At 70.9% G+C, this 20,476-nt stretch carries 21 protein-coding genes and 1 pseudogene; 11 read left to right on the forward strand and 11 right to left on the reverse strand.

Translation table 11 applies throughout. The features are described from left to right. The first annotated feature begins 44 nt into the window (after nucleotides 1-44). Nucleotides 45-353 (forward strand): hypothetical protein, encoded by a 309-nt coding sequence (locus KBX63_RS28595; RefSeq protein WP_210916592.1) that lies wholly within the window; start codon nucleotides 45-47, stop codon nucleotides 351-353. Nucleotides 354-645: 292 nt separating this feature from the next. Here the strand turns inward: KBX63_RS28595 and KBX63_RS36095 are convergent, their stop codons facing one another. Next, nucleotides 646-3,393, reverse strand: a complete 2,748-nt coding sequence (locus KBX63_RS36095; protein ID WP_305798348.1) for a LuxR C-terminal-related transcriptional regulator — start codon at nucleotides 3,391-3,393, stop codon at nucleotides 646-648. Between the two features lie 138 nt (nucleotides 3,394-3,531). Between KBX63_RS36095 and KBX63_RS28605 the strand changes: the two genes are divergently transcribed. From KBX63_RS28605 to KBX63_RS28615, 3 genes are all read left to right on the forward strand, one after another. After that, the gene (locus KBX63_RS28605) at nucleotides 3,532-4,104 is read left to right on the forward strand and encodes a dihydrofolate reductase family protein (RefSeq protein ID WP_210916593.1); all 573 of its coding nucleotides are present in this window, start codon (nucleotides 3,532-3,534) and stop codon (nucleotides 4,102-4,104) included. 14 nt (nucleotides 4,105-4,118) lie between these two features. Then, nucleotides 4,119-4,463, forward strand: coding sequence for a DUF1801 domain-containing protein (locus tag KBX63_RS28610; RefSeq protein ID WP_210916595.1), 345 nt, complete (start codon nucleotides 4,119-4,121; stop codon nucleotides 4,461-4,463). A gap of 118 nt (nucleotides 4,464-4,581) precedes the next feature. Beyond that, nucleotides 4,582-4,728, forward strand: a complete 147-nt coding sequence (locus KBX63_RS28615; RefSeq protein ID WP_210916598.1) for a hypothetical protein — start codon at nucleotides 4,582-4,584, stop codon at nucleotides 4,726-4,728. Here the strand turns inward: KBX63_RS28615 and KBX63_RS28620 are convergent. Genes KBX63_RS28620 through KBX63_RS28630 form a run of 3 tightly spaced genes read right to left on the reverse strand, consistent with a single transcriptional unit; the run spans nucleotide 4,686 to nucleotide 7,114 of the window. Further along, nucleotides 4,686-5,477, reverse strand: coding sequence for an ABC transporter permease (locus KBX63_RS28620; protein WP_210916601.1), 792 nt, complete (start codon nucleotides 5,475-5,477; stop codon nucleotides 4,686-4,688). The two genes, KBX63_RS28615 and KBX63_RS28620, sit on opposite strands and share 43 nt — an antisense overlap. Then, nucleotides 5,474-6,436 (reverse strand): ATP-binding cassette domain-containing protein, encoded by a 963-nt coding sequence (locus KBX63_RS28625; RefSeq protein ID WP_210916606.1) that lies wholly within the window; start codon nucleotides 6,434-6,436, stop codon nucleotides 5,474-5,476. The genes KBX63_RS28620 and KBX63_RS28625 overlap by 4 nt, the downstream gene beginning before the upstream one ends. A gap of 12 nt (nucleotides 6,437-6,448) precedes the next feature. Continuing rightward, nucleotides 6,449-7,114: a DUF4097 family beta strand repeat-containing protein gene (locus KBX63_RS28630; protein WP_210916608.1), complete on the reverse strand. Its 666-nt coding sequence runs from the start codon at nucleotides 7,112-7,114 to the stop codon at nucleotides 6,449-6,451. Between the two features lie 226 nt (nucleotides 7,115-7,340). On the opposite strand from KBX63_RS28630, the gene KBX63_RS28635 reads away from it, so the two are divergent. Then, nucleotides 7,341-8,099, forward strand: coding sequence for a helix-turn-helix domain-containing protein (locus KBX63_RS28635; protein ID WP_210916632.1), 759 nt, complete (start codon nucleotides 7,341-7,343; stop codon nucleotides 8,097-8,099). 79 nt (nucleotides 8,100-8,178) lie between these two features. On the opposite strand, the gene KBX63_RS28640 is transcribed toward KBX63_RS28635, so the two are convergent. The 5 genes from KBX63_RS28640 to KBX63_RS28660 form a co-directional block, all read right to left on the reverse strand. Continuing rightward, nucleotides 8,179-10,572, reverse strand: a complete 2,394-nt coding sequence (locus KBX63_RS28640) for an excinuclease ABC subunit UvrA (RefSeq protein ID WP_210916610.1) — start codon at nucleotides 10,570-10,572, stop codon at nucleotides 8,179-8,181. 106 nt (nucleotides 10,573-10,678) lie between these two features. Beyond that, on the reverse strand, nucleotides 10,679-11,173 hold the full coding sequence (locus tag KBX63_RS28645; protein ID WP_210916613.1) for a pyridoxamine 5'-phosphate oxidase family protein: 495 nt from the start codon (nucleotides 11,171-11,173) through the stop codon (nucleotides 10,679-10,681). A gap of 12 nt (nucleotides 11,174-11,185) precedes the next feature. Continuing rightward, on the reverse strand, nucleotides 11,186-11,596 hold the full coding sequence (locus KBX63_RS28650; RefSeq protein WP_210916614.1) for a VOC family protein: 411 nt from the start codon (nucleotides 11,594-11,596) through the stop codon (nucleotides 11,186-11,188). Nucleotides 11,597-11,601: 5 nt separating this feature from the next. Next, nucleotides 11,602-12,051, reverse strand: a complete 450-nt coding sequence (locus KBX63_RS28655; protein WP_307871872.1) for a helix-turn-helix transcriptional regulator — start codon at nucleotides 12,049-12,051, stop codon at nucleotides 11,602-11,604. Nucleotides 12,052-12,142: 91 nt separating this feature from the next. Further along, nucleotides 12,143-13,777 carry a beta-N-acetylhexosaminidase gene (locus KBX63_RS28660; protein ID WP_247663497.1) on the reverse strand — a complete coding sequence of 545 codons (1,635 nt, stop codon included), beginning with the start codon at nucleotides 13,775-13,777 and terminating at the stop codon, nucleotides 12,143-12,145. 188 nt (nucleotides 13,778-13,965) lie between these two features. Here KBX63_RS28660 and zwf point away from each other — a divergent pair, with 188 nt between their 5' ends. From zwf to KBX63_RS36100, 3 genes are all read left to right on the forward strand, one after another. Beyond that, nucleotides 13,966-15,345, forward strand: coding sequence for a glucose-6-phosphate dehydrogenase (zwf, locus tag KBX63_RS28665; protein ID WP_210916616.1), 1,380 nt, complete (start codon nucleotides 13,966-13,968; stop codon nucleotides 15,343-15,345). A gap of 391 nt (nucleotides 15,346-15,736) precedes the next feature. Continuing rightward, entirely contained in the window at nucleotides 15,737-17,158 is a 1,422-nt protein-coding gene (locus KBX63_RS28670; protein ID WP_247663499.1) for an OFA family MFS transporter, read from the forward strand. After that, nucleotides 17,155-17,280, forward strand: coding sequence for a hypothetical protein (locus KBX63_RS36100; protein ID WP_256443187.1), 126 nt, complete (start codon nucleotides 17,155-17,157; stop codon nucleotides 17,278-17,280). The genes KBX63_RS28670 and KBX63_RS36100 overlap by 4 nt, the downstream gene beginning before the upstream one ends. Before the next feature lie 47 nt (nucleotides 17,281-17,327). On the opposite strand, the gene KBX63_RS28675 is transcribed toward KBX63_RS36100, so the two are convergent. Then, the gene (locus KBX63_RS28675; protein ID WP_210916617.1) at nucleotides 17,328-18,056 is read right to left on the reverse strand and encodes an SDR family NAD(P)-dependent oxidoreductase; all 729 of its coding nucleotides are present in this window, start codon (nucleotides 18,054-18,056) and stop codon (nucleotides 17,328-17,330) included. 88 nt (nucleotides 18,057-18,144) lie between these two features. On the opposite strand from KBX63_RS28675, the gene KBX63_RS28680 reads away from it, so the two are divergent. The 3 genes from KBX63_RS28680 (at nucleotide 18,145) to KBX63_RS28690 (ending at nucleotide 20,258) form a co-directional block, all read left to right on the forward strand. Further along, entirely contained in the window at nucleotides 18,145-18,978 is an 834-nt protein-coding gene (locus tag KBX63_RS28680) for a patatin-like phospholipase family protein (protein ID WP_210916618.1), read from the forward strand. A 45-nt stretch (nucleotides 18,979-19,023) separates the two neighbouring features. Then, on the forward strand, nucleotides 19,024-19,485 hold the full coding sequence (locus KBX63_RS28685; RefSeq protein WP_307871873.1) for a peroxiredoxin: 462 nt from the start codon (nucleotides 19,024-19,026) through the stop codon (nucleotides 19,483-19,485). An 83-nt stretch (nucleotides 19,486-19,568) separates the two neighbouring features. Continuing rightward, a complete protein-coding gene (locus KBX63_RS28690; RefSeq protein WP_210916620.1) occupies nucleotides 19,569-20,258 on the forward strand; it encodes a hypothetical protein in 690 nt (229 codons plus the stop codon). A 9-nt stretch (nucleotides 20,259-20,267) separates the two neighbouring features. Here KBX63_RS28690 and KBX63_RS28695 read toward each other — a convergent pair. Further along, a pseudogene (locus tag KBX63_RS28695) lies at nucleotides 20,268-20,476 on the reverse strand (MarR family transcriptional regulator); the annotation flags it as partial.

The following is a 20,476-nucleotide window of genomic DNA, read 5'->3' on the forward strand; positions in this document are numbered from 1 at the left end:
TCGTCCGTGTCGTCTGGACCCCGAACCTGGATACGGAGCCGACCGTGGTGGGCGAGCGCCAGGTAGCGGACGAGGTCGGGCTCCACCACCTGATCGAGCAGGCTCCGCAGCGGCCCGTCGAGCAGGACCAGCGAGGCCATTTCCTGCCGGAACGCCTGACCGCGCGGGAAGCACAGGGATCGTGGGCTGCCGGACTTGGCCCACGGCCGTCCGGCTTCGACCCGTTGGCGATCACCGTCGTCCGCGAGTGCGCAGAGCGCGTCCTGCCAAGCGGGGTGCGCTTTGCCGAGGTCGTGCAGGTGACCCCGGCGACGACGACGGCCTCGCGTAGCTCCTCGGGAAGCGCGGGCTGAAGCGCGTCGATCGAAGCCCGCGCCTGGTCGCGCACTTCCTCGCTGTGTTGGTCCAGAGACAACCAGCCCGGCTGCATGGTGCTGTTCGCTTCCTGCTCGTACGCCTCTTCGCCACCGGATGCCGGATCGGTGCCGAGCGCCGGATCGGGACGGGCCTGCAGACTGTCGGTCGACGCCGCGCCGTGGGGTGATCAGCACGGTGGCGATCCTCCCCCGAGTGGGAGCCCGACACCGGCATGACGCCCTGCTCAGGCATTCGTTCCCGCGGATCTGCGCCCGAACGGGACGCTTGTCATACTCGTTGAGCCGGGAGCTCGACGCCGAGGGCCCCGAGCTCCCGGCGGCCTTCGGCGGCACGGTCCGGCAGCAGCAGAAGCGTGGATGCCCGTTCGAACCGGGCGCCGATGTGCTCCCACCCCGCCACGGCGGCGGTGAGGGCCGCGGTGTCGCCGTCGAGGCGGCCTCGGGCCCGGGCGGTGCAGGCGGCGGCCCACGCGCTCTCCTGCCGCTCGGCGGCCGACAGCAGCTCCGGCGCGTCGGGAAGCCCGGCGACGACGGCCAGCTCGGCGCCCGCCGCCCGCGAGTAGGGCGGGGACCAGCTGCGGGTGCCGTTGAACGTCAGGCGGACGAGCGCGGCAGCGTCCTCGACCCGCCCGGCGTGGACGGCGAGCCGCGCGTCGACCATCGACACGAACGTGGAGTGCGGGGGTAGCTCGCCGATGACCTCGATCGCGCGGGAACGCCACAGCGCGTACGCGTCGTCGTCGCCGCGCAGCCCGTGGACGAGGGCGACCGCGGCCATCGGCGGCGACATCGTGCCGGTGCGCGGACGGCCGGCCCGCCGCCAGCCCTCCCACGCGGTGCCCGCCATCCGCAGTGCCTCGTCGAAGCGTCCGCTGAGCACCAGCGGCGTGATCAGGAGGGCGGCCGAGTGGTAGGAGCTGCCGGCGAGGTCGTCGTCCATGGTCCGCTGGCCGATCGACAGGGCGGCCGGCAGGTCACCGACGCCGAGGGCAGCCAGGTGGGCCATCCGGTACGTGTCGACGATCTCCGGGGCGGCGTTCGGGTCGTGCCGGGACATCGCGGGCAGCAGGGTCAACCGTTCGTCCATGATCCGGCGAACGTCCGCGCCCCTCCCCGCCACGATGTCGGCGGTGGCCATCGCGTCCAGAGCCGCGCTGATCAGCACCGGATCGCCGGTCGCCCGGGCGGCTGCCACGGCGGCCTCGGCGAGCGCCGGGTCGGCCTCGTACCTGTCGGAGGTCGCGGCCCAGGCCGCCGCCTCGGCGAGGCGGGCCGCCACCACGGCGTCGTTCGACCCGTCGGCTGCCGACGCCGCCTCGTCGAGGAGGTCACGCAGGCGCTCGTACGGAACCTCGGCGGTGAACCCTGCCGGGTGCCGCCGTGCGGTGGTGACCGCCTGCGCCAGCGCGGTGGCGGTGGCCCCACGATCCCCGGCCGCCCGGGCCCGCTGCGCGGCGGCGAGCAGCAGGTCGAAGGGCCGCTGACCGTCGTCGCCGATCGCATGGGAAACGGCGGAGGCGGCGTACAGGTCCGCTGCGGCCTCGCCCGGAGCGGGGGCCCGTTCGGCGGAGGTCCGGTAGTGGCCGAGCGATTCCATCAGGAACCGCCGGGTGTAGGCGAGGTGTGCCAGTGCCTGGGCCAGCCGGTGCGGCAGCTCACCGGGGCCTTCGGGGGCGACGGCGAGGGCGGCTCTCAGGTCGTCGGCGACGCCGTCGAACTCTTCGTACCACTCGTCGCCGTCCAGCCTCGTCTCCAGCTCGGTGGCGACGTCCGCCGCCCAGCGCAGGTGCCGGTCCTGGATCTCCGGCCGCTCGCCCGAGATGTCCAGCCGTTCGATGGCGAACGCGCGCACCGTCTGCAGCAGTCGCCACCGGGCCGCTCCGACCCGACGGTGCACGCTGACCAGGCTCTTGTCCGCCAGCCTGCCAAGCACGTCGGCAACCGCACCGCGGGTGCTTCCGGCAGGGCTCACCGCGGCGGCGGCGGCGGTGAGGTTGAACGCGCCGGCGAAGACGGCGAGCCGCCGGAACAGTGCCTGTTCCTCGTCATCGAGCAGGTCGTGGCTCCAGCCGATGACCGCGCGCAGCGAGCGGTGCCGCTCGTCCGCACCCCTACCGCCGGCCACCAGCCGTAGCTGGTCATCGAGCGCGGCCATCAATCCGTCTTCGCCCAGGGTGGCACTGCGGGCCGCGGCCAACTCGATGGCCAGCGGCATTCCGTCCAGTTGCGCGCACAGCTTGGCGATCAGCACGGGGTCCGCCTCGAACCCGGGGTCCGCGGCGGTGGCGCGGTCGATGAAGAGTCGCTCGGCGTCGGACGCCAGCGGCAGCGGGCCCAGCGGTACGGCACGTTCACCCCGCACGCCGAGGCGTTCCCTGCTGGTGGCGAGGATGCGGGTACCCGGGCAGGCGGCCAGCACCCGCTCCGCGAACGGTGCCACGACGTCGATCACATGCTCGCAGTTGTCCAGCACGAGCAGCGATCGACTCTCTCCGAGCCGCTCCACCACGGCGTCCTCCAGCGACTGCTGGGGGCGCTCGCTAACGCCGAGCGCGGTGGCCACCGCCTGTGCGACGTACCCGCCACGGGCCGGGACGAGGTCGACGAACGCGCCGCCGGAGGGAAAGGAGGGCCCTGCGGCCCCGGCGATCTGGCCCGCCAGCCGGGTCTTCCCCATTCCGCCCGGTCCGACCAGGGTGACGAGTCGGGCGCCACGCAGCGTCTCCATCAGGTGCTCGCGCTCGGCGCTCCTTCCGATGAAGGTGGTGAGCGCCGGTGGCAGGCCGGGCAACCGTCTCGGCACCGGAGCCCCTGCCTGGGCCTGTACGGCGAGTTCGGCGAGGGCCCTCCGGTCGGCCACGCCGAACTTGCGTAGCAGTGCGGAGACGTGGTGCTCCACGGTCCGCACGGAGATGTGCAGCCGGCCGGCGATGTCGGCGTTCGACAGGCGCGCGCCGAGCATCACGAGTACCTCGATCTCGCGCTTCGACGCTCCGGCGGGATGCACGACGGTCATCGCGCCATCATGCCTGACCCCGGGCTGGGTACTGGGTGGGCCAATGGGTGGTGGAATGGGTGGTCGCCACCGATGCCCGTGCCCGTCCCGGTGCTGGAGGCTCTGCCTTAGGTCACCGAAGCCACGTTGGAGGCAGATATGGGGCGCGTCGTCTTGTCCATCTTCACGACCGCTGACGGGGTCGTCGACGATCCGCAGCGGTTCACTTTTCAGTTCGTCAGCGAGGACTCCATGCGGACGGGGCTGGAGCAGCTCCAGGCCGCCGGGGCACTGCTGCTCGGCCGGGTCACGTATGAGGGTTTCGCCGCGTCGTGGCCGAACATGACCGACGAGGCGGGGTTCGCCGACAAGATGAACAGCATGCCCAAGTACGTCGTCTCGACGACGCTGAAGCGGGGCGAGTGGAACAACACCACCGTGATCAGCGAGAACGTCGCCGAGACGATCACGAAGCTGAAGGCCGAGGTGGATGGCGACATCCTGATCTACGGCAGTGTCGCACTGGTCAGGTGGTTGCTGCGCAACGAACTCGTTGATGAGCTGCGCCTGGTCACCTACCCCGTGGTGCTGGGTGGTGGCGTGCGCCTCTTCGCGGAGTCGGGCGAGCCGACGGTTCTTCGGTTGGTCGAGGCACGGGCGTTCGACTCGGGCGTGGTCGTGCTGAGCTATGCCCCGAGCCGAGATGATCTCCTCGGGTGGGAGCAACGATGATGGAGGAGAAGACCATGAGCGACGATGTCACCCAGTACATCAACAAGGCCCAGCCGTGGCAGATCGACGTGTGCGAGAAGCTGCGTGCGATGGTCGACCAGACCATCCCGGATGTCGAGGAGCGGCTCCAGTACGGCAAGCCGCACTACCTCAAGAACGGGCACTACGCGGCGGTCATCGCGGTGGCCAAGGACAAGGTCTCGTTCATGGTGTTCAACGCGACGGACATTCCGGAGGTCAAGGGGTTCCTTCGGGCGTTGGGCAACGGTGAGCGCAAAGCCGTTGACATCAGAGATGGGCAGACCGTCGACTACGGCGTGCTTGCCGGCATCCTGGAAAAGACCGCGACCGCCCTGTAGCTGCCGGGGTGTACGCCGTGCAGGGTCTGGGCTCTGGCACACCACCTGGACGCGCTCGCCTATGTGCCTTCGTTCGCGGCTGTGCTGGGGTTCGATGTCGGCGGGCCGGGCTCGGCGGATGGCCGAGAACGCCGACGGGGCGGCGTACTCCGACACCGTGTCGGCGTACGCCGCCCTCGGGCGGGACGAGCTGCGGGAGGCGGTCCCCCGCTGTCATGGCGGTTACTTCGGGTCGCGGTTGAACTTCGAGGTCGACCAGAAGTAGCCGAGCACCGCGAGACCCAGGCACCAGGCCACCGCGAGCCACCCGTTGTGGCCGATCCCGCTGCCGAGCAGCAGGCCGCGCAGGGTTTCGATGGCGGGCGTGAACGGCTGGTACTCGGCGATCGGCTGGAGCCAGCCGGGCATGGCGTCGACCGGGACGAAGGCGCTGGACAGCAGCGGCAGCAGGATCAGCGGCATGGCGTTGTTGCTGGCGGCCTCGGCGTTGGGACTGACCAGGCCCATGCCGACCGCGATCCAGGTGAGCGCCAGGGCGAAGATCACGAGCAGCCCGAACGCCGCGAGCCACTCCAGGACGCCCGCATCCGTGGACCGGAAGCCGATGGCCACGGCGACGGCGCCCACGAGGACGACGCTCAGGACCGACTGCAGCACGCTGCCGACGACGTGCCCGACGAGCACCGAACCGCGGTGGATCGCCATCGTGCGGAAGCGGGCGATGATGCCTTCGGTCATGTCGTTGGAGACGGACACCGCGGTCCCGATCACGGTGCTGCCGATGGTCATCAGCAGGAGGCCCGGGACGATGTAGGCGATGTACTCGGAGCGGTCCGCGCCGCCGCCGATGATGCCTGAGCCCATCGTGTCGCCGAAGACGTAGACGAAGAGCAACAGCAGCATGATCGGGGTGAGCAGCAGGTTCAGGGTGAGGGACGGATAGCGCCGGGCGTGCAGCAGGTTGCGGCGCAGCATTGTGGACGAGTCGCGTACGGCGAGGGAGAGGGTGCTCATCGGACGGTCTCCTTTGGCTGGTTGGGGACGCTGACGCCGCCGGTCAGGGCGAAGAACACGTCGTCGAGGTCGGGGGTGTGCACGGTCAGCTCGTCGGCCTCGATGGTGGCCGAGTCCAGCCGGTCGAGGATGGTGCGGAGTTCGCGCTGGCTGCCGTCGCTGGGGATCTGCAGCGAGAGGGACTCGTCGTCGCGGGTGGCGTCGTGCAGCGCGACGGCCGCGGACCGGTACGAGGCCGGGTCGGTGAAGCGGAGCCGGACGTGCCCGCCGGGGATGAGCCGCTTGAGCTCCTTGGCGGTGCCCTCGGCGGCGATCTTCCCGTCGTTGAGCACGGCGATACGGTCGGCGAGCTCGTCGGCCTCCTCCAGGTACTGGGTGGTGAGGAAGACGGTGACGCCGTCGGAGACGAGTTCGCGGATGATCTGCCACATGTTGTGGCGGCTGCGGGGGTCGAGGCCGGTGGTGGGCTCGTCGAGGAAGATGATCCGCGGGTTGCCGACCAGGGTCATGGCGAGGTCGAGGCGGCGCTTCATGCCGCCGGAGTAGGTGGAGGCGGGCTTCTTCGCGGCGTCGGTGAGGTCGAAGCGCTCCAGCAGCTCTGCGGCGGTGCGGTGGCCTTCGCGCTTGGGCAGGTGGTGCAGGTCGCCCATGAGGAGCATGTTCTCCTCGCCGGTGATCAGGTTGTCGACGGCGGAGAACTGGCCGGTGACGCCGATCGCGGCACGGACCGCCTGTGGGGCGGTGGTGAGGTCGTGGCCGCCGACGTGGATGGCGCCGGCGGCGGGGTCGGCGGAGATGAGGGTGGAGAGGATCTTGACGGCGGTGGTCTTGCCGGCGCCGTTCGGGCCGAGCAGGGAGAAGATCGTTCCTTCGGGGACGGCCAGGTCGACGCCGTCGAGGACGACCTTGTCGCCGTAGGACTTGCGCAGACCGTTCGCCGCGATGGCCAGGTTGGTCATGATGGGTGCTCCTCAGAGGCTGCGGGCGACGATGTCGCCGTGGGCGGTGGTCGCGTGGATGGTCAGGTCGGCGGCGCCTTCGGTGTTCATGAGCGCGTTGTGGATCCGGCCGAGGGTGGTGCCGGCGTCCAGGGAGGCGGAAACGCCGTGGGCGGCGTTGACCGACACGTCGCCGGCCTGGGTGCGCAGCACGACCGTGCCGCGCAGGGCCTCGTCGATCCGGATGTCGCCCTTTACGGTGCTGATCTCCCCCGGCCCGTTGAGGCGGCCGACCGAGACGTCACCGGCGGCGGTGGTGAGGCGGAGGCTCGCGGCCTCGTCGATCTTGACCGTGCCGTGCGCGCCGTCGAAGGCGACGTCGCCGAACCGTCCGACGGCCCGGAATTCGGCGCTGGCGACCTTCACCTTGATCCGGGAACCGGCGGGCAGCTGGACCGTTACCTCGATGGATCCGGAGCTTCCGAGGATTTGGTTCTTCGCCGAGGCCTTGATCTGCAGGACGCCGTCGCGGTATTCGACCTTGGTCTGCTCCGCCACCTTCACGTCGCGGCCCTTCGAGGCGTCCGCGGGCAGGACCTCGACCGTGGTGTCGGCCCGGTCGGCGGCGATGAACTGGACGCGCCCCGCGGGGATGTCGAGGACGGCGGAGATCGGGGTGGGGGTGTCGAACGTCTGCATCGTGCTCTCCTCCTGTGCTTGCTGTTTCTGACACCGGAAACGCTACGTTGCGTTCAAGAACTGGGCAACAACGTCGTTGCGTCCGCACGGCATTTACGCAGGTGAGAGCAACGTTTTCGTTGCAACTGTCTTGGATTTAACGCAACGGCTGCGATCCCGCTCGTTGCATTGGGCTGGGAGTGAACGCTATGCTGGGGACGTCAAGGAAGCGTGGAGGGAGATCGCGATGCCGGGAGGCAGGCTCAGCCAGCAGGAACGCCAGCAGATCGCGCTCGGGCTGGCCGACGGGCTCGCCTACGCGGAGATCGCCCGACGTCTCGACCGCCCCACCTCGACGATCACGCGTGAGGTGATGCGCAACGGCGGCCCCACCGCCTACCGTGCAGACCTGGCCCACCGCGCCACCGAACGCCGCGCCCACCGGCGCAGGCAAGCCCCGGCCCGAGAGCCGCAGTCGCCCTCGCCGGCCCACGGGCGCGACGCCGAGGCCGTGCGCGAGTACGAAGAGATGTTCACGACCCTGCTCATGCAACAGGGCCTTCCCAAGATGATGTCCCGGGTGCTGACCTGCCTCTACACCGCCGACGCGGGCAGCCTCACCGCTTCGGAACTCGTCCAACGCGTCCAGGTCAGCCCAGCGTCGATCTCCAAAGCGATCACGTTCCTCGAGAGCCAGGGTCTCATCCGCCGGGAACGCGACGACCGTCGCCGCGAGCGGTACGTCGTCGACGACGACGTCTTCTACCAGGGCACGATCGCCGGCGCCCGAGCCAACGCCCAGCTCGCCGAGACCGCACGGCAGGGCGTCAGCGTCCTCGGCCCGGGCACCCCGGCCGCCGTCCGCCTCGAGAGCATCGCCCGCTTCGTCGACTTCATCGCCGAAACCATCACGCGCGCCGCGGAGCAGGCCCGCGAGATCCTCTACACGAAACCCGAAGCGACCTCAGGCGACACTGCTGACACGCCCCGTTCCGATCGCGGATAGACAGCGGACGGCACGGGGGCGTCCGGGGTACTCCCCCGCCCGCCCCCGTCGACGGCGGGCACCGATCAGGCAAGCTCGGTCAGGCGCCGACGTAGGCCGCGAGGTGCTGGCCGGTGAGGGTGGCGCGGGCGGCGACGAGGTCGGCGGGGGTGCCCTCGAAGACGATCCGGCCGCCGTCGTGGCCGGCGCCGGGGCCGAGGTCGATGATCCAGTCGGCGTGCGCCATGACCGCCTGGTGGTGCTCGACGACGATGACCGACTTGCCGGAGTCGACGAGCCGGTCGAGCAGGCCGAGCAGATGCTCGACGTCGGCGAGGTGCAGGCCGGTGGTCGGCTCGTCGAGGACGTAGACGCCGCCCTTCTCGGCCATGTGGGTGGCGAGCTTGAGCCGCTGCCGCTCGCCGCCGGACAGCGTGGTGAGGGGCTGGCCGAGGCTGAGGTAGCCGAGGCCGACGTCGGCGAGCCGTTCGAGGATGGCGTGCGCGGCCGGGGTGCGGGCCTCGCCGGAGCCGAAGAACTCTTCGGCCTCGGTCACCGACATGGCGAGCACCTCGCTGATGTCGCGGCCGCCGAGGTGGTATTCCAGCACCGATGCCTGGAACCGCTTGCCTTCGCACTCTTCGCAGGTGGTGGCGACGCCGGCCATCATCGCCAGGTCGGTGTAGATGACGCCGGCGCCGTTGCAGGTGGGGCAGGCTCCCTCGGAGTTGGCGCTGAACAGCGCGGGCTTCACGCCGTTGACCTTCGCGAAGGCCTTGCGGATCGGGTCGAGCAGTCCGGTGTACGTCGCCGGGTTGCTCCGCCGCGAGCCGCGGATCGCGCCCTGGTCGACCGAGACCACGCCCTCGCCGGCGGGGATCGAGCCGTGCACGAGTGAACTCTTGCCGGAACCCGCGACGCCGGTGACCACGCAGAGCACCCCGAGGGGGATGTCGACGTCGACGTTCTGCAGGTTGTGCGCCGTCGCGCCGCGGATCTCCAGCGTGCCGGTGGGCTTTCGTACGGTGTCCTTGAGGGCGACCCGGTCGTCGAGGTGGCGGCCGGTGACGGTGTCGCTGGCGCGCAGTCCCTCGACGGTGCCCTCGAAGCAGACGGTGCCGCCGGTGGTGCCGGCGCCGGGGCCGAGGTCGACGACGTGGTCGGCGATCGCGATCGCCTCCGGTTTGTGTTCGACGAAGAGAACGGTGTTGCCCTTGTCGCGCAGCCGCAGCAGCAGGTCGTTCATCCGCTGGATGTCGTGAGGGTGCAGGCCGATGGTGGGCTCGTCGAAGACGTAGGTGACGTCGGTCAGTGAGGAGCCGAGGTGGCGGATCATCTTGGTGCGCTGCGCCTCGCCGCCGGACAGGGTGCCCGACGGCCGGTCGAGCGAGAGGTAGCCCAGCCCGATCTCGACGAACGAGTCGAGGGTGTGGCGCAGTGCGGCGAGCAGCGGCGCCACCGACGGCTCGTTGAGGCTGCTGACCCATTCGGCGAGGTCGCTGATCTGCATCGCGCAGGCGTCGGCGATGTTGATCCCGTCGATCGTCGAGGAGCGCGCCGCCTCGCTGAGTCGGGTGCCGTCGCACTCGGGACAGGTGGTGAAGGTGACCGCCCGGTCGACGAAGGCTCGGATGTGGGGCTGGAGCGCTTCCTTGTCCTTGGACAGGAACGACTTCTGGATCTTGGGGATCAGCCCTTCGTAGGTGAGGTTGACGCCGTCGACCTTCACCTTGACCGGGTCCTTGTAGAGGAAGTCGTGGAGTTCCTTCTTGGTGTATCTGCGGATCGGCTTGTTCGGGTCGACGAAACCCGACTCGGCGTAGACCCGGACGGTCCAGAAGCTGTCCGACTTCCAGCCGGGGATGGTGAAGGCACCTTCGGCGAGGGACTTGGAGTCGTCGTAGAGCTGGGTGAGGTCGATGTCGGAGACCGAGCCGCGCCCTTCACAGCGCGGGCACATGCCGCCGGTGATGGTGAAGCTGCGGCGCTCCTTCACGGTCTTTCCGCCGCGCTCCATGCTGACCGCGCCCGCCCCGCTGATGGAGGCGACGTTGAAGGAGAATGCCTGCGGTGAGCCGATGTGCGGCTTGCCGAGCCGGCTGAAGAGGATGCGCAGCATCGCGTTGGCGTCGGTGGCGGTGCCGACGGTGGAGCGGACGTCGCCTCCCATCCGCTGCTGGTCGACGATGATGGCGGTGGTCAGGCCGTCGAGCACGTCGACCTCGGGCCGCGCCAGCGTCGGCATGAAGCCCTGCAGGAAGGCGCTGTAGGTTTCGTTGATCATCCGCTGCGACTCGGCGGCGATCGTGCTGAACACCAGCGAACTCTTGCCCGAGCCGGAGACGCCGGTGAACACGGTCAGCCGGCGCTTCGGGATCTCGATGCTGACGTCCTTGAGATTGTTCACGCGCGCGCCGTGCACGCGGATCAGGTCGTGGCTGTCGGCGATGTGCGGCGCAGGCGACTGCGTGTCCGTTCTCGTGGCCTTGCTCATCGTGTCTCCATCTGTTGGACGGAGACCGCGACAGCGGTCTCCGTCGGCGTCGCCTGGCTCGATCTGATCAGCTTCGCGAGGTGCGGGAACCACGGTATCCCCAGGGTCAGACCAACCAGCGGCCGTGACGCATCAGTTCGCGGCCGGGCATCTCGTTCACCTCGCGCCACGCCTGGATGCGGCGCGGGGAGACCCGGAACCAGCGGTACGGCGCAGTCATCGTGCGTGGGTCGAAGCCGGTGTGCGCGGTGAACCGGTCACCGCGCTCCTGCGGCAGCGTGTCGATCTCGAGGACCTCGACGTCGCCCTCGATCATCGACACGTCGCGGGTGTGACCCAGGGCCAGCCGGGCGGCGCGGGTGGCGGCCAGGTTCCGGCCGGTCGGGCAGTCCGCCGCGGTGGCCATGAGCAGGGTCTCGCCGTCCCAGTGGAAGGACAGGGGCACCAGGTAGGGCGGGCCGTCGGCCGAGGCGCTGGCCACCCAGACGTCGATGTCGTGGGTGAGCCGGTGCTCGGTGTCGCGACGACGTTGAGCGGGCGGGCGGGGGTCGGCACCCTGGTCGTGAGGCAGCTCGGGGGCGGTGCCGTCCGCGTGGGTCATGGTCACCATGGTTCAGCGCAGCTCCTGGATGCGGATCATGTTGCCTGCGGGGTCGCGCAAGGCGCAGTCGCGCACGCCGTACGGCTGCTCGGTCGGCTCCTGGACGACCTCGGCGCCGCTGCCCTCCAGCTTCGCGAAGGTGGCGTCGAGGTCGGCGGTGGCCAGGTTGACGCCGAAGTAGCTGCCCTTGGCCATCATCTCGAGGATGGTGCGGCGCTCGTCGTCGGTGAGACCGGGGCTGGCGGTCGGCGGGTGCAGGACGATGGAGGTGTCGGGCTGCCCGGCGGGGCCGACCGTGATCCAGCGCATGCCCTCGTAGCCGACGTCGTTGCGGATCTCGAAGCCGAGGGTGTCGCGGTAGAAGGCCAGGGAGGCGTCCGGGTCGGTGTGCGGCAGGAAGCTCGAGTGAATGGTGATGTCCATGGCGGTCACGCTAGTTGCGCCTGGGAGGCCCGCGCTTCTCGATTCCTGATCGGTCTGGTCACCTGCTTGGCCACGCACGCCGGCATCCCCGCCGTCGCGGCCGCCGCCCGGTCCCGGTAGACGCTGGGCGGCACACCGACCAGCTCGGTGAAGCGGGTGCTGAAGGTGCCCAGCGACGAGCAGCCGACCGTGAAACAGACATCGGTGACGCTGAGGTCGCCACGGCGCAGAAGCGCCATGGCGCGTTCGATGCGCCGGGTCATCAGATACGCGTACGGCGACTCGCCGTAGGCGAGCCGGAACTGGCGGCTGAGGTGCCCGGCCGACATGTTCACGCCGCGGGCGAGGGCCTCGACGTCCAGGGGCCGGGCGTACTCCCGGTCGATCCGGTCGCGGACGCGGCGCAGGCGTGCGAGGTCGCGCAGGTGCTGCGCCTCGTCGGGTCTGCTGGTCACGTACGTGATCGTGCCATGTCGTGCCGACATCGCCCAGCAGGACGCGGGTGGGTCCGGGCCGCGTGGGGCCCGGACCCACCCGCTCATCCGGTCAGAGCCAGGGCACCTGCGGGGACGGGTAGAAGTCGACGTCCTGGAGGCGCCACCGGGGTGCCTGCTCCCCCAGCCGCGTCCGGAACGACTCCCAGTCGTGGCTGGCCGCCGTCGACCAGCCGAGTTCGGCGATCGCGGGCAGGCGCGGGAAGGCCATGTGCTCGATGTCGTCCAGGGTGCGCAGCGTCTCGGACCACAGCGGGGCCTCGACGCCGAGGATCGCGTCCTCGCCGACGCCGGTCACCCGGCTGGCCGGATCCCAGCCGTACGCGTCGGACACCTCGATGTAGGCGGCCCACGACAGGCCCAGGCGGGTGTTGGCGTCGTACTTCATGTCCAGGTAGGCCTTGTTCGCCGGCGACATGATCACCTTGTTGCCCCGGGCGGCGGCCTCGGCCAGGTCGGCGTTGGTGGTGCCGGTGCCCCAGAACTGCGCCACGACGTCGGTGGGCGGGTCGACCTGCATGACCTCGTTCCAACCGGAGGCGCGCTTGCCGTACTTCGCGACCAGCGGCAGGACCCGTTGCATGAACGTGCGGTAGTCCTCGTCCGTGGTCGCGTGCGCCTCGTCGCCGCCGATGTGCAGGTACGGCCCGGGGGTGATCGCGGCGAGTTCGCGGATGACGTCCTCGACGAACCGGTAGGTCAGCTCGTCGCCGATGCACAGCGAGCTGTAACCGACGGCGATGTCGGTGCGCGGGGGCGGTGCGACGCCGTCGCAGTTGAGTTTGGGGTAGGTCGACTGGGCGGCGTTGGTGTGCCCGGGCATGTCGATCTCGGGGACGATGGTGATGTGTCGCGCGGCGGCGTAGGCGACGACGGCCTTGTAGTCGGCCTTGGTGAGGAAACCGGGCCCGACGCCGTCGACTCCGGTGCCCGGGCCGCCGCCGACGGTGGTGAGCCGGGGCCAGGAGTCGATCTGGATCCGCCAGCCCTGGTCGTCGGTCAGGTGCAGGTGCAGATAGTTGATCTTGTACTGGCTGAGCAGGTCCACGTACGCCGTGATCTCGTCGACGGTGTGGAAGTGCCGGGCCAGGTCGAGCATCGCCCCGCGGTACGCGAAGCGGGGGTGGTCCACGATCCGTCCGCCGGGCACGGTCCAGGTGACCCGTTGCCGGTTGGACGCCTCGATCTCGGCGGGCAGCAGTTGGCGCAGGGTCTGCGTGCCGGCGAACAGGCCGGCCGGGGTGTTCGCCCGGATCGTCACCCCGCGGCGGCTGACGTCGAGCTGGTAGCCCTCCTGGCCGACCCGTGCGTCCGCTCCCCCGATGACCAGGGCGATCTCGGGCAGCGGCGTCGAGCGCACCGGCAGCACCGGCAGGGGGTAACCGGTCGCGGGGCGCAGCGTCTCGGCGAGTTGGCGCCCCACCTGCCAGGCGGCGGCCGAGCCGGGCGAGGTGCGGATGACCGTCCGGGGGCTGAGGCGGAATGTCCCCCGGGCGTCGGGACGGGTCTCGACGGGCGCGGGGATCACGTCGTCCAGGTGGCGGGCCGGGGCGGTCGGCGCGGCGGTGGCGGCCGGGGCGCCGGGCAGGATGAACGGCAGTCCGAGTGCGGCTATGACCAATAGCCGCGTCATGGTGTGTCGGCGACGCACGGATACCTCCAGGCCTTCGTCGTGATCGGTGGTCATCGATCCGACCCGCACGCTACCCGCGCCGCGCCTGGACTGTAAACCTTCCTTATCGTCCGGGCGGGTCACGCCGCGCCCGGCGCGGCCCTGTCGCTGTCCTCACCCGGCCCGGCCGGCGGGGAATTCGGAGCTGGGCCGGGGGGTTCTCCGGTTGGAAGATCAGGTTCATTCGATCGGATGGAAGTGCCATGCACGTGCGCTCAGACGCGGTAGTGCTGTTCGGCGTCACGGGAGACCTCGTCTCGAAGAAGCTCTTCCCGGCGTTGTATGAGCTGACCAGGCGCAACCGCCTCGACGTCCCGGTGATCGGCGTTGCCCGGTCCCCCTGGGACGATCATCAACTCGTCACCACCGCCCGTAAGTCGGTCGCCGAGGCGAACGACGAGATCGACGACGAGATCTTCGACGCGCTGGCGCACAACCTCTCGATGATCTCCGGCGACTACGCGGACCCCGTGACGTACCAACGGCTGGCCGAGCGCCTGCGGGGCACCGAGCGACCGATCTTCTACCTGGCGATCCCCCCGGCGGTGTTCGGCTCCGTGGTCGAAGGCCTGGCGGCGGCCGGTCTGGCCGGGCGGGGCCGGGTGATCGTGGAGAAGCCGTTCGGGCGGGACCTGGCGTCCTCCCACGAGTTGGACCGCACGCTGCGCGCGGCGTTCGACCCGGAGCGCGTGTTCCGCATCGACCACTACCTCGGCAAGGAAGCCGTCGAGGGCCTCTACGCCTTCCGGTTCGCCAACCGGCTGTTCGAGCCGCTGTGGAACAGCGAGCACATCGACAACATCCAGGTGACGCTCGCCGAGGGCTTCGGCACCCAGGGGCGCGCCGGCTTCTACGACACGGTGGGCGCCACCCGCGACGTCCTCCAGAACCACATCCTGCAGGTCGTCGCGCTGATCGGCATGGAACCGCCGGTCGCCGACACCACCGACGCGTTCCGCGAGGCGGAGGTCGCCGTGCTGCGGCAGATCGAGCCGCTGTCGCCGGAGTCCACCGTGCGGGGGCAGTACGCCGGCTACCGCGACGAGCCGGGCGTGCGGCCGGACTCGAACACGGAGACGTTCGTGGCGACCCGGTTGACGGTCAACTCCCGCCGCTGGGCGGGTGTGCCCATCTACCTGCGCACCGGCAAGTCGCTGCCGGGGACGGCGACCGAGGTCGTGGTCGAGTTCAAGCAGCCGCAGCGCTCTCTCGTCCGCGCCGAGGGAGGGGTCCGGGCCACCCCGAACCTGTTGCGGTTCCGGCTCGGACGCGGCGACGGCATCACGATGTCGATCCAGGCGAAGAGCCCCGGCGCCGAGGTGACGAGCCGTCCGGTGGACCTGTCCGTCGACTTCGGCGCGGCACTCGGTCACCGTCAGGAGGCGTACGAGCGTCTGCTCGACGACGCGATGGACGGGCAGCACCTGCGCTTCGCCCGCGCGGAGACGATCCAGCAGGAGTGGCGCATCGTCGAGCCGATCCTGGATCTGGTCGCGCCGGTGCAGCCGTACGACAAGGGCAGTTGGGGCCCGGCGGACGCCGACGCGCTCGCCGGCGGCTGGCACACCCCGCAGCTGCGGTAGTGGCCCTCCTTCGGCGCTGCTGGCAGCCCGGGGCGGCCGGCCGCGGGATCCGCAGAGGTTGAAGCGCGATGCGGACGGGCGCTCCGGTGTGCGGGGGCACCGTTCGCTGTGCGCCCTTTGCTCTGCTTACACCGACGCAACACGAACGGGTCGTCACCGTTGCGCCCGTGTAAGCAGAGCAAAGGGACGCGTAGGGGGCGCAGCCCGGACACGCGGGCGTAGGGGGTGGCGCGGAAAGGCGTAGGCGGACGCGCGGGGTGGACCCGGGGTCCACGAGCTGACCGCTCAGCTCACCGGACCGACCGTCCGGCGACGGTGAGGTTTGCTCCTGCCCGGTGGTGTGGGGAAGTGATGAGGACGTTTCTCGCCCGCTTCGGAGAGGAAGCAGCTCATGCTTTCCGCGCTCGATCGTCGGCACACCGTCGCGCCGCCCGGCTACAGCCGCTGGCTGATACCTCCGGCGGCGTTGGCCATCCACCTCTGCATCGGCCAGGTCTACGCGACCAGCGTGTACAAGAACTCGCTGATCGCCCACTTCGACGCCAGCCAGACCGCGATCGGGGTGATCTTCAGTATCGCGATCGTGATGCTGGGGTTGTCCGCCGCGGTCGCCGGGACCTGGGTGGAGGCGAACGGGCCGCGTAAGGCAATGTTCGTCTCCGCCTGTTTCTGGGCGGCGGGCTTCCTGGTGGGCTCACTGGGTATCGCCACCAAGCAGTTGTGGCTGCTGTACCTGGGGTACGGGTTGCTCGGCGGCATCGGTCTGGGGATCGGGTACATCTCCCCCGTCTCCACCTTGATCAAATGGTTCCCGGACCGCCCCGGGTTGGCGACCGGCCTGGCGATCATGGGGTTCGGTGGTGGGGCGATGGTGGCCTCTCCCCTGTCCCGGCAGTTGCTGTCCTTCTACGACCCGGGCTACGACCCGGCCGTCGCGGGATCGACGGCGTCGGGCAGCGCCCTGGTGTGGCTGTTCGTGACGCTCGGCCTGGGCTACTTCGTGATCATGATGTTCGGGGTGGCGAACGTGCGGGTGCCGGCCTCGGACTGGCGCCCGGCCGGCTTCGACCCGGCGACGGTGGCGTCCAAGCCGCTGGTCACCACGGCGAACGTGTCGGCCGCCAACGCGGTGAAGACCCGGTCGTTCTGGCTGCTGTGGGTGGTGCTGTTCTGCAACGTGACGGCGGGCATCGGGATCCTGGAACAGGCGAGCCCGATGATCCAGGACTTCTTCCGCGACAACGGCACGTCGGCGGTGTCGGTGGCGGCGGCCGGCGGGTTCGTGGGGCTGCTGTCGCTGTTCAACATGGCCGGCCGGTTCGCCTGGTCGTCCACCTCGGACGTGATCGGCCGCAAGCCGATCTACATGGTGTACCTGGGCGTCGGGATGGTGCTGTACGCGCTGCTGGCCCTGATCGGGCAGACGGCCACGGCGCTGTTCGTGCTGCTGGCCTGCGTGATCCTGTCGTTCTACGGCGGCGGGTTCGCCACGGTGCCGGCGTACCTGCGGGACCTGTTCGGCACGTTCCAGGTGGGCGCGATCCACGGTCGGCTGCTGACCGCCTGGTCGGCGGCGGGGATCGCGGGCCCGTTGATCGTCAACGGGTTCCTCGACGCGCAGGGCGAGCCCGGCACGCTGACGGCGGCGGCGTACCGGCCGGCGCTGTTCACGATGGTCGGCGTGCTGGCGGTGGGCTTCGTGGCGAATCTGCTGATCCGGCCGGTGCCGGAACGGTTCCACGAGCCGCCCATCAATGGGGACGGCCCCGAGGACACGGCGCCGGTGGCGGCGGAGAGGAGTGGCACCCGATGAGCGAGAACGGATGGCCCGGGCAGCAGGCCCGGTTGTGGATCTCCTGGTTGGTGGTGGCGGCGCTGCTCGGCTACGGGGTGGCGCAGACGGTGATCACGGCGGCGAAGCTGTTCACCCACTGACGCCCGGATGGGTGCCGCGTCCCGCGCGGCACCCACACCGGGGTCGCTCACAGACCGCCGGAGACGCGCAGCACCGTGCCGGTGGCGTACGAGGCGTCCGGGCCGAGCAGCCAGGCGATGGCGGCCGCGATCTCGTCGGGTTCGCCGGCACGGCCGAGCGGGATGCGACCGGCGGCGGTGTCGGCGCGGTCGGGTACGCCGGAGACGGCGTGGATGTCGGTGCGCACGACCCCGGGGGCGACCGCGTTGACCCGGATGCCGCGCGGGGCGAGTTCCTTGGCCAGGCCGATGGTGAGGGTGTCGGTGGCGGCCTTGACGGCGGCGTAGTGCACGTACTCCCCGGGGCTGCCGAGGGTGGCGGCGGCGGACGAGACGTTGACGATGGCGCCCCCGTCCGTCAACCGGCGGGCGGCCTGCTGGGCGCAGAGGACGTAGCCGACGAGGTTGACGTCGACGACCCGGCGCAGGTCGTCGACGCGCAACTCGGTGAAGGGCCCGATGGGGCTGGTGACCCCGGCGTTGTTGACCAGGCCGGTGAGCGGGCCGAGCTGCGCGGCGGCGTCGAACAGGGCGCCGACCTGGTCCGGGTCGGTGGTGTCGGCGCGTACCGCGATGGCCTGTGCGCCGGTGGCCTGCAGATCGGCCAGGACGGCGCCGGCGGCGGCCTGGTCGCGGCGGTAGCACAGGGCGATGTGGTGACCGGCTTGGGCGAGACGGCGGGCGGTGGCCGCGCCGATGCCGCGGCCACCGCCGGTGATGACGGTGACGGGTGTCATGGTGCCTCCCGCTGCTTCCTGGGGCCGTGTACCGGTCGCGCCGACGCTACCGTGACCGGCGCGGACCGGTCGTCGAGAGGAGAGTCACATGGAGCGGGCGTTGGTGCTCGGCGGTGGCGGGGGCACGGGCGTGGCCTGGGAGCTGGGGCTGCTGGCGGGGCTCGCCGAGCGGGGCGTGCCGGTGACCGAGGCGGATCTGGTGGTGGGCACGTCGGCGGGCTCGGTCGTCGGGGCGCAGGTGTGCTCGGGGATGCCGCTGGAGCAGTTGTACGAGGCGCAGTTGGCGCCGCCGTCGGGCGAACTGGCGGCGCGGCTGGGCTGGGCGGTGCTGGCGCGGATGGTGTGGGCCGGTGCGCTGACCCGCGACGCGATGCGGGCACGGGCTCGGATCGGTGCGATGGCGGTGGCCGCGCGTACGCCGTCGGAGGCGTCGCGACGCGCCGTCATCGAGGCTCGACTGCCGACGGCGACGTGGCCGGCGCGGCGGCTGCTGGTGACCGCGGTGGACGCGTCCTCGGGTGAGTTCGTGGTGTTCGACGGCGACAGCGCGGTGTCCCTGGTGGACGCGGTGGGTGCCAGTTGCGCGGTGCCCGGGGTGTGGCCGCCGGTGACGATCGGCGCGCGTCGCTACGTCGACGGCGGGATGCGCTCAGTGGTGAACGCCGACCTGGCCGGGGATGCCCGACGGGTGCTGGTGATCGCGCCGACGTCGGGGGCGTTCGGGCCGATGCCGCGGCTGGCTGCGCAGGTGGCCGGGTTGCGGGCGGCCGGGTCGCGGGTGGCGGTGGTGACGCCGGACGGGGCGGCGCGTACCGCGATCGGCCGCAACGTGCTGGATCCGGCGCGACGGGCGGGGTCCGCGCGGGCCGGGCGGGCGCAGGCCGCGGCGGTGGCGGACGAGGTGGCGGCGGTCTGGGGGTGATCGCTTACGCTCACCGCCTGTCTGGTCCGACAACGGAGGTGCGCGGTGGCGGGTGTGGGTGTCGGCGACGTGGTGGAGGACTTCGAGCTGCCGGATGAGACGGGCACGCCGCGGCGGCTGTCGGAGTTCCTGGCGGCGGGGCCGGTGGTGCTGTTCTTCTACCCGGCGGCGATGACCCGGGGCTGCACGGCGGAGAGCTGCCACTTCCGGGACCTGGCGGCGGAGTTCGCGGCGCTCGGCGCCGCGCGGGTGGGCATCAGCCGCGACAGCGTGGCCCGGCAGGCGGAGTTCTCCACGCTGCACGGCTTCGACTATCCGCTGCTGTCGGATGAGGACGGGACGGTGGCGCAGCGGTTCGGGGTGCGCCGGCGGCTGCCGTTGGGGCCGCTGAGCATGAAGCGGATGACGTTCGTGATCGGCGCGGACCGGCGCGTCATCGAGGTGATCCACAGCGAGGTCAGCATGAACGACCACGCCGACCGGGCGCTGCGGGCGTTGGGCGGCTGAGCGGGTGTGAGCCCCGTGCGGCGGGTGTCGCAGCCGGCTGGTATCAAGACAGCAATCAAACAGGTGTACGGAAGAGGGTTGTGATGGATGCCGGCCAGGGTTTGTCCACTGACGAGGTGCAGAGCCTGCGGGATGCGTTGGCGGCGGGCCGCCGGCCGAGGGTGGTGTTCACCGCATCGGCGGGGCAGATCGCCGGTCAGATCGGCCAGGTGGTCGAGCTGACCGATCCTGAGGTGTCCGACGAGTTCGTGGTGGTGCGCTTCGGCCGCGATGAGTTGCCGTTCTCCCCCGCGGATCTCGCGATGGCGCCGAAGGGCGCCGGTCGTCGGGTCGCCGAGCCGAAGCCGGAGCCGCCGGCGCAGGAGCAGCCGCCCGCGGTGGCGGAGCCGGAGTTCGTGTTGGACACGCCGCGGGTGCCGACGCCGCGGCGGGAGGAGCCGAAGGTGGAGCAGGTGGAGAAGGCGCCGGCGCGGCGGGCGGTCAAGGCCGTGAAGCCGAAGGGTCCTGCGGGCCTGACGGTGACGCTGGCGTACGCCGAGGGTGAGTGGACGGTCGCCGCGCAGCAGGGCAGCAAGGCCCTCGCGAAGCCGTACGTGGTGAAGCCGGCCGAGGCGTTGAAGATGGTGGCGCTGGTCGACGTGCCGGGGGTGCAGGAGGCGGTGGAGCAGATCCTCGGCACCGAGCGGGCGGAGGCGGAGCAGCAGGCGGAGAAGCTGCGCGCGGAGCTGGCCGAGATCGAGGCGCGGCTGGCGGAGCTGCGCGAGGCCCGCTGACGGGTCGGGTCAGTCCCGGCTGTGGTGTTCCAGCAGCCGGGTGAGCAGCCGGGTGAGCTGGTCACGTTCGGCGGCGGACAGCGGGGCGAGCAGGTCCTGTTGGACCCGGTCGACAGTCTCGGCCATCCGGCGCGCCTCGTCGGCGCCGCTGGCGGTGAGGCTGATGACGTTGCGGCGGCGGTCGGCCGGGTCGGGGGCTCGTACGACGAGCCCCCGAC

Source organism: Micromonospora sp. U21, from assembly GCF_018070045.1.
Lineage (GTDB): Bacteria > Actinomycetota > Actinomycetes > Mycobacteriales > Micromonosporaceae > Micromonospora.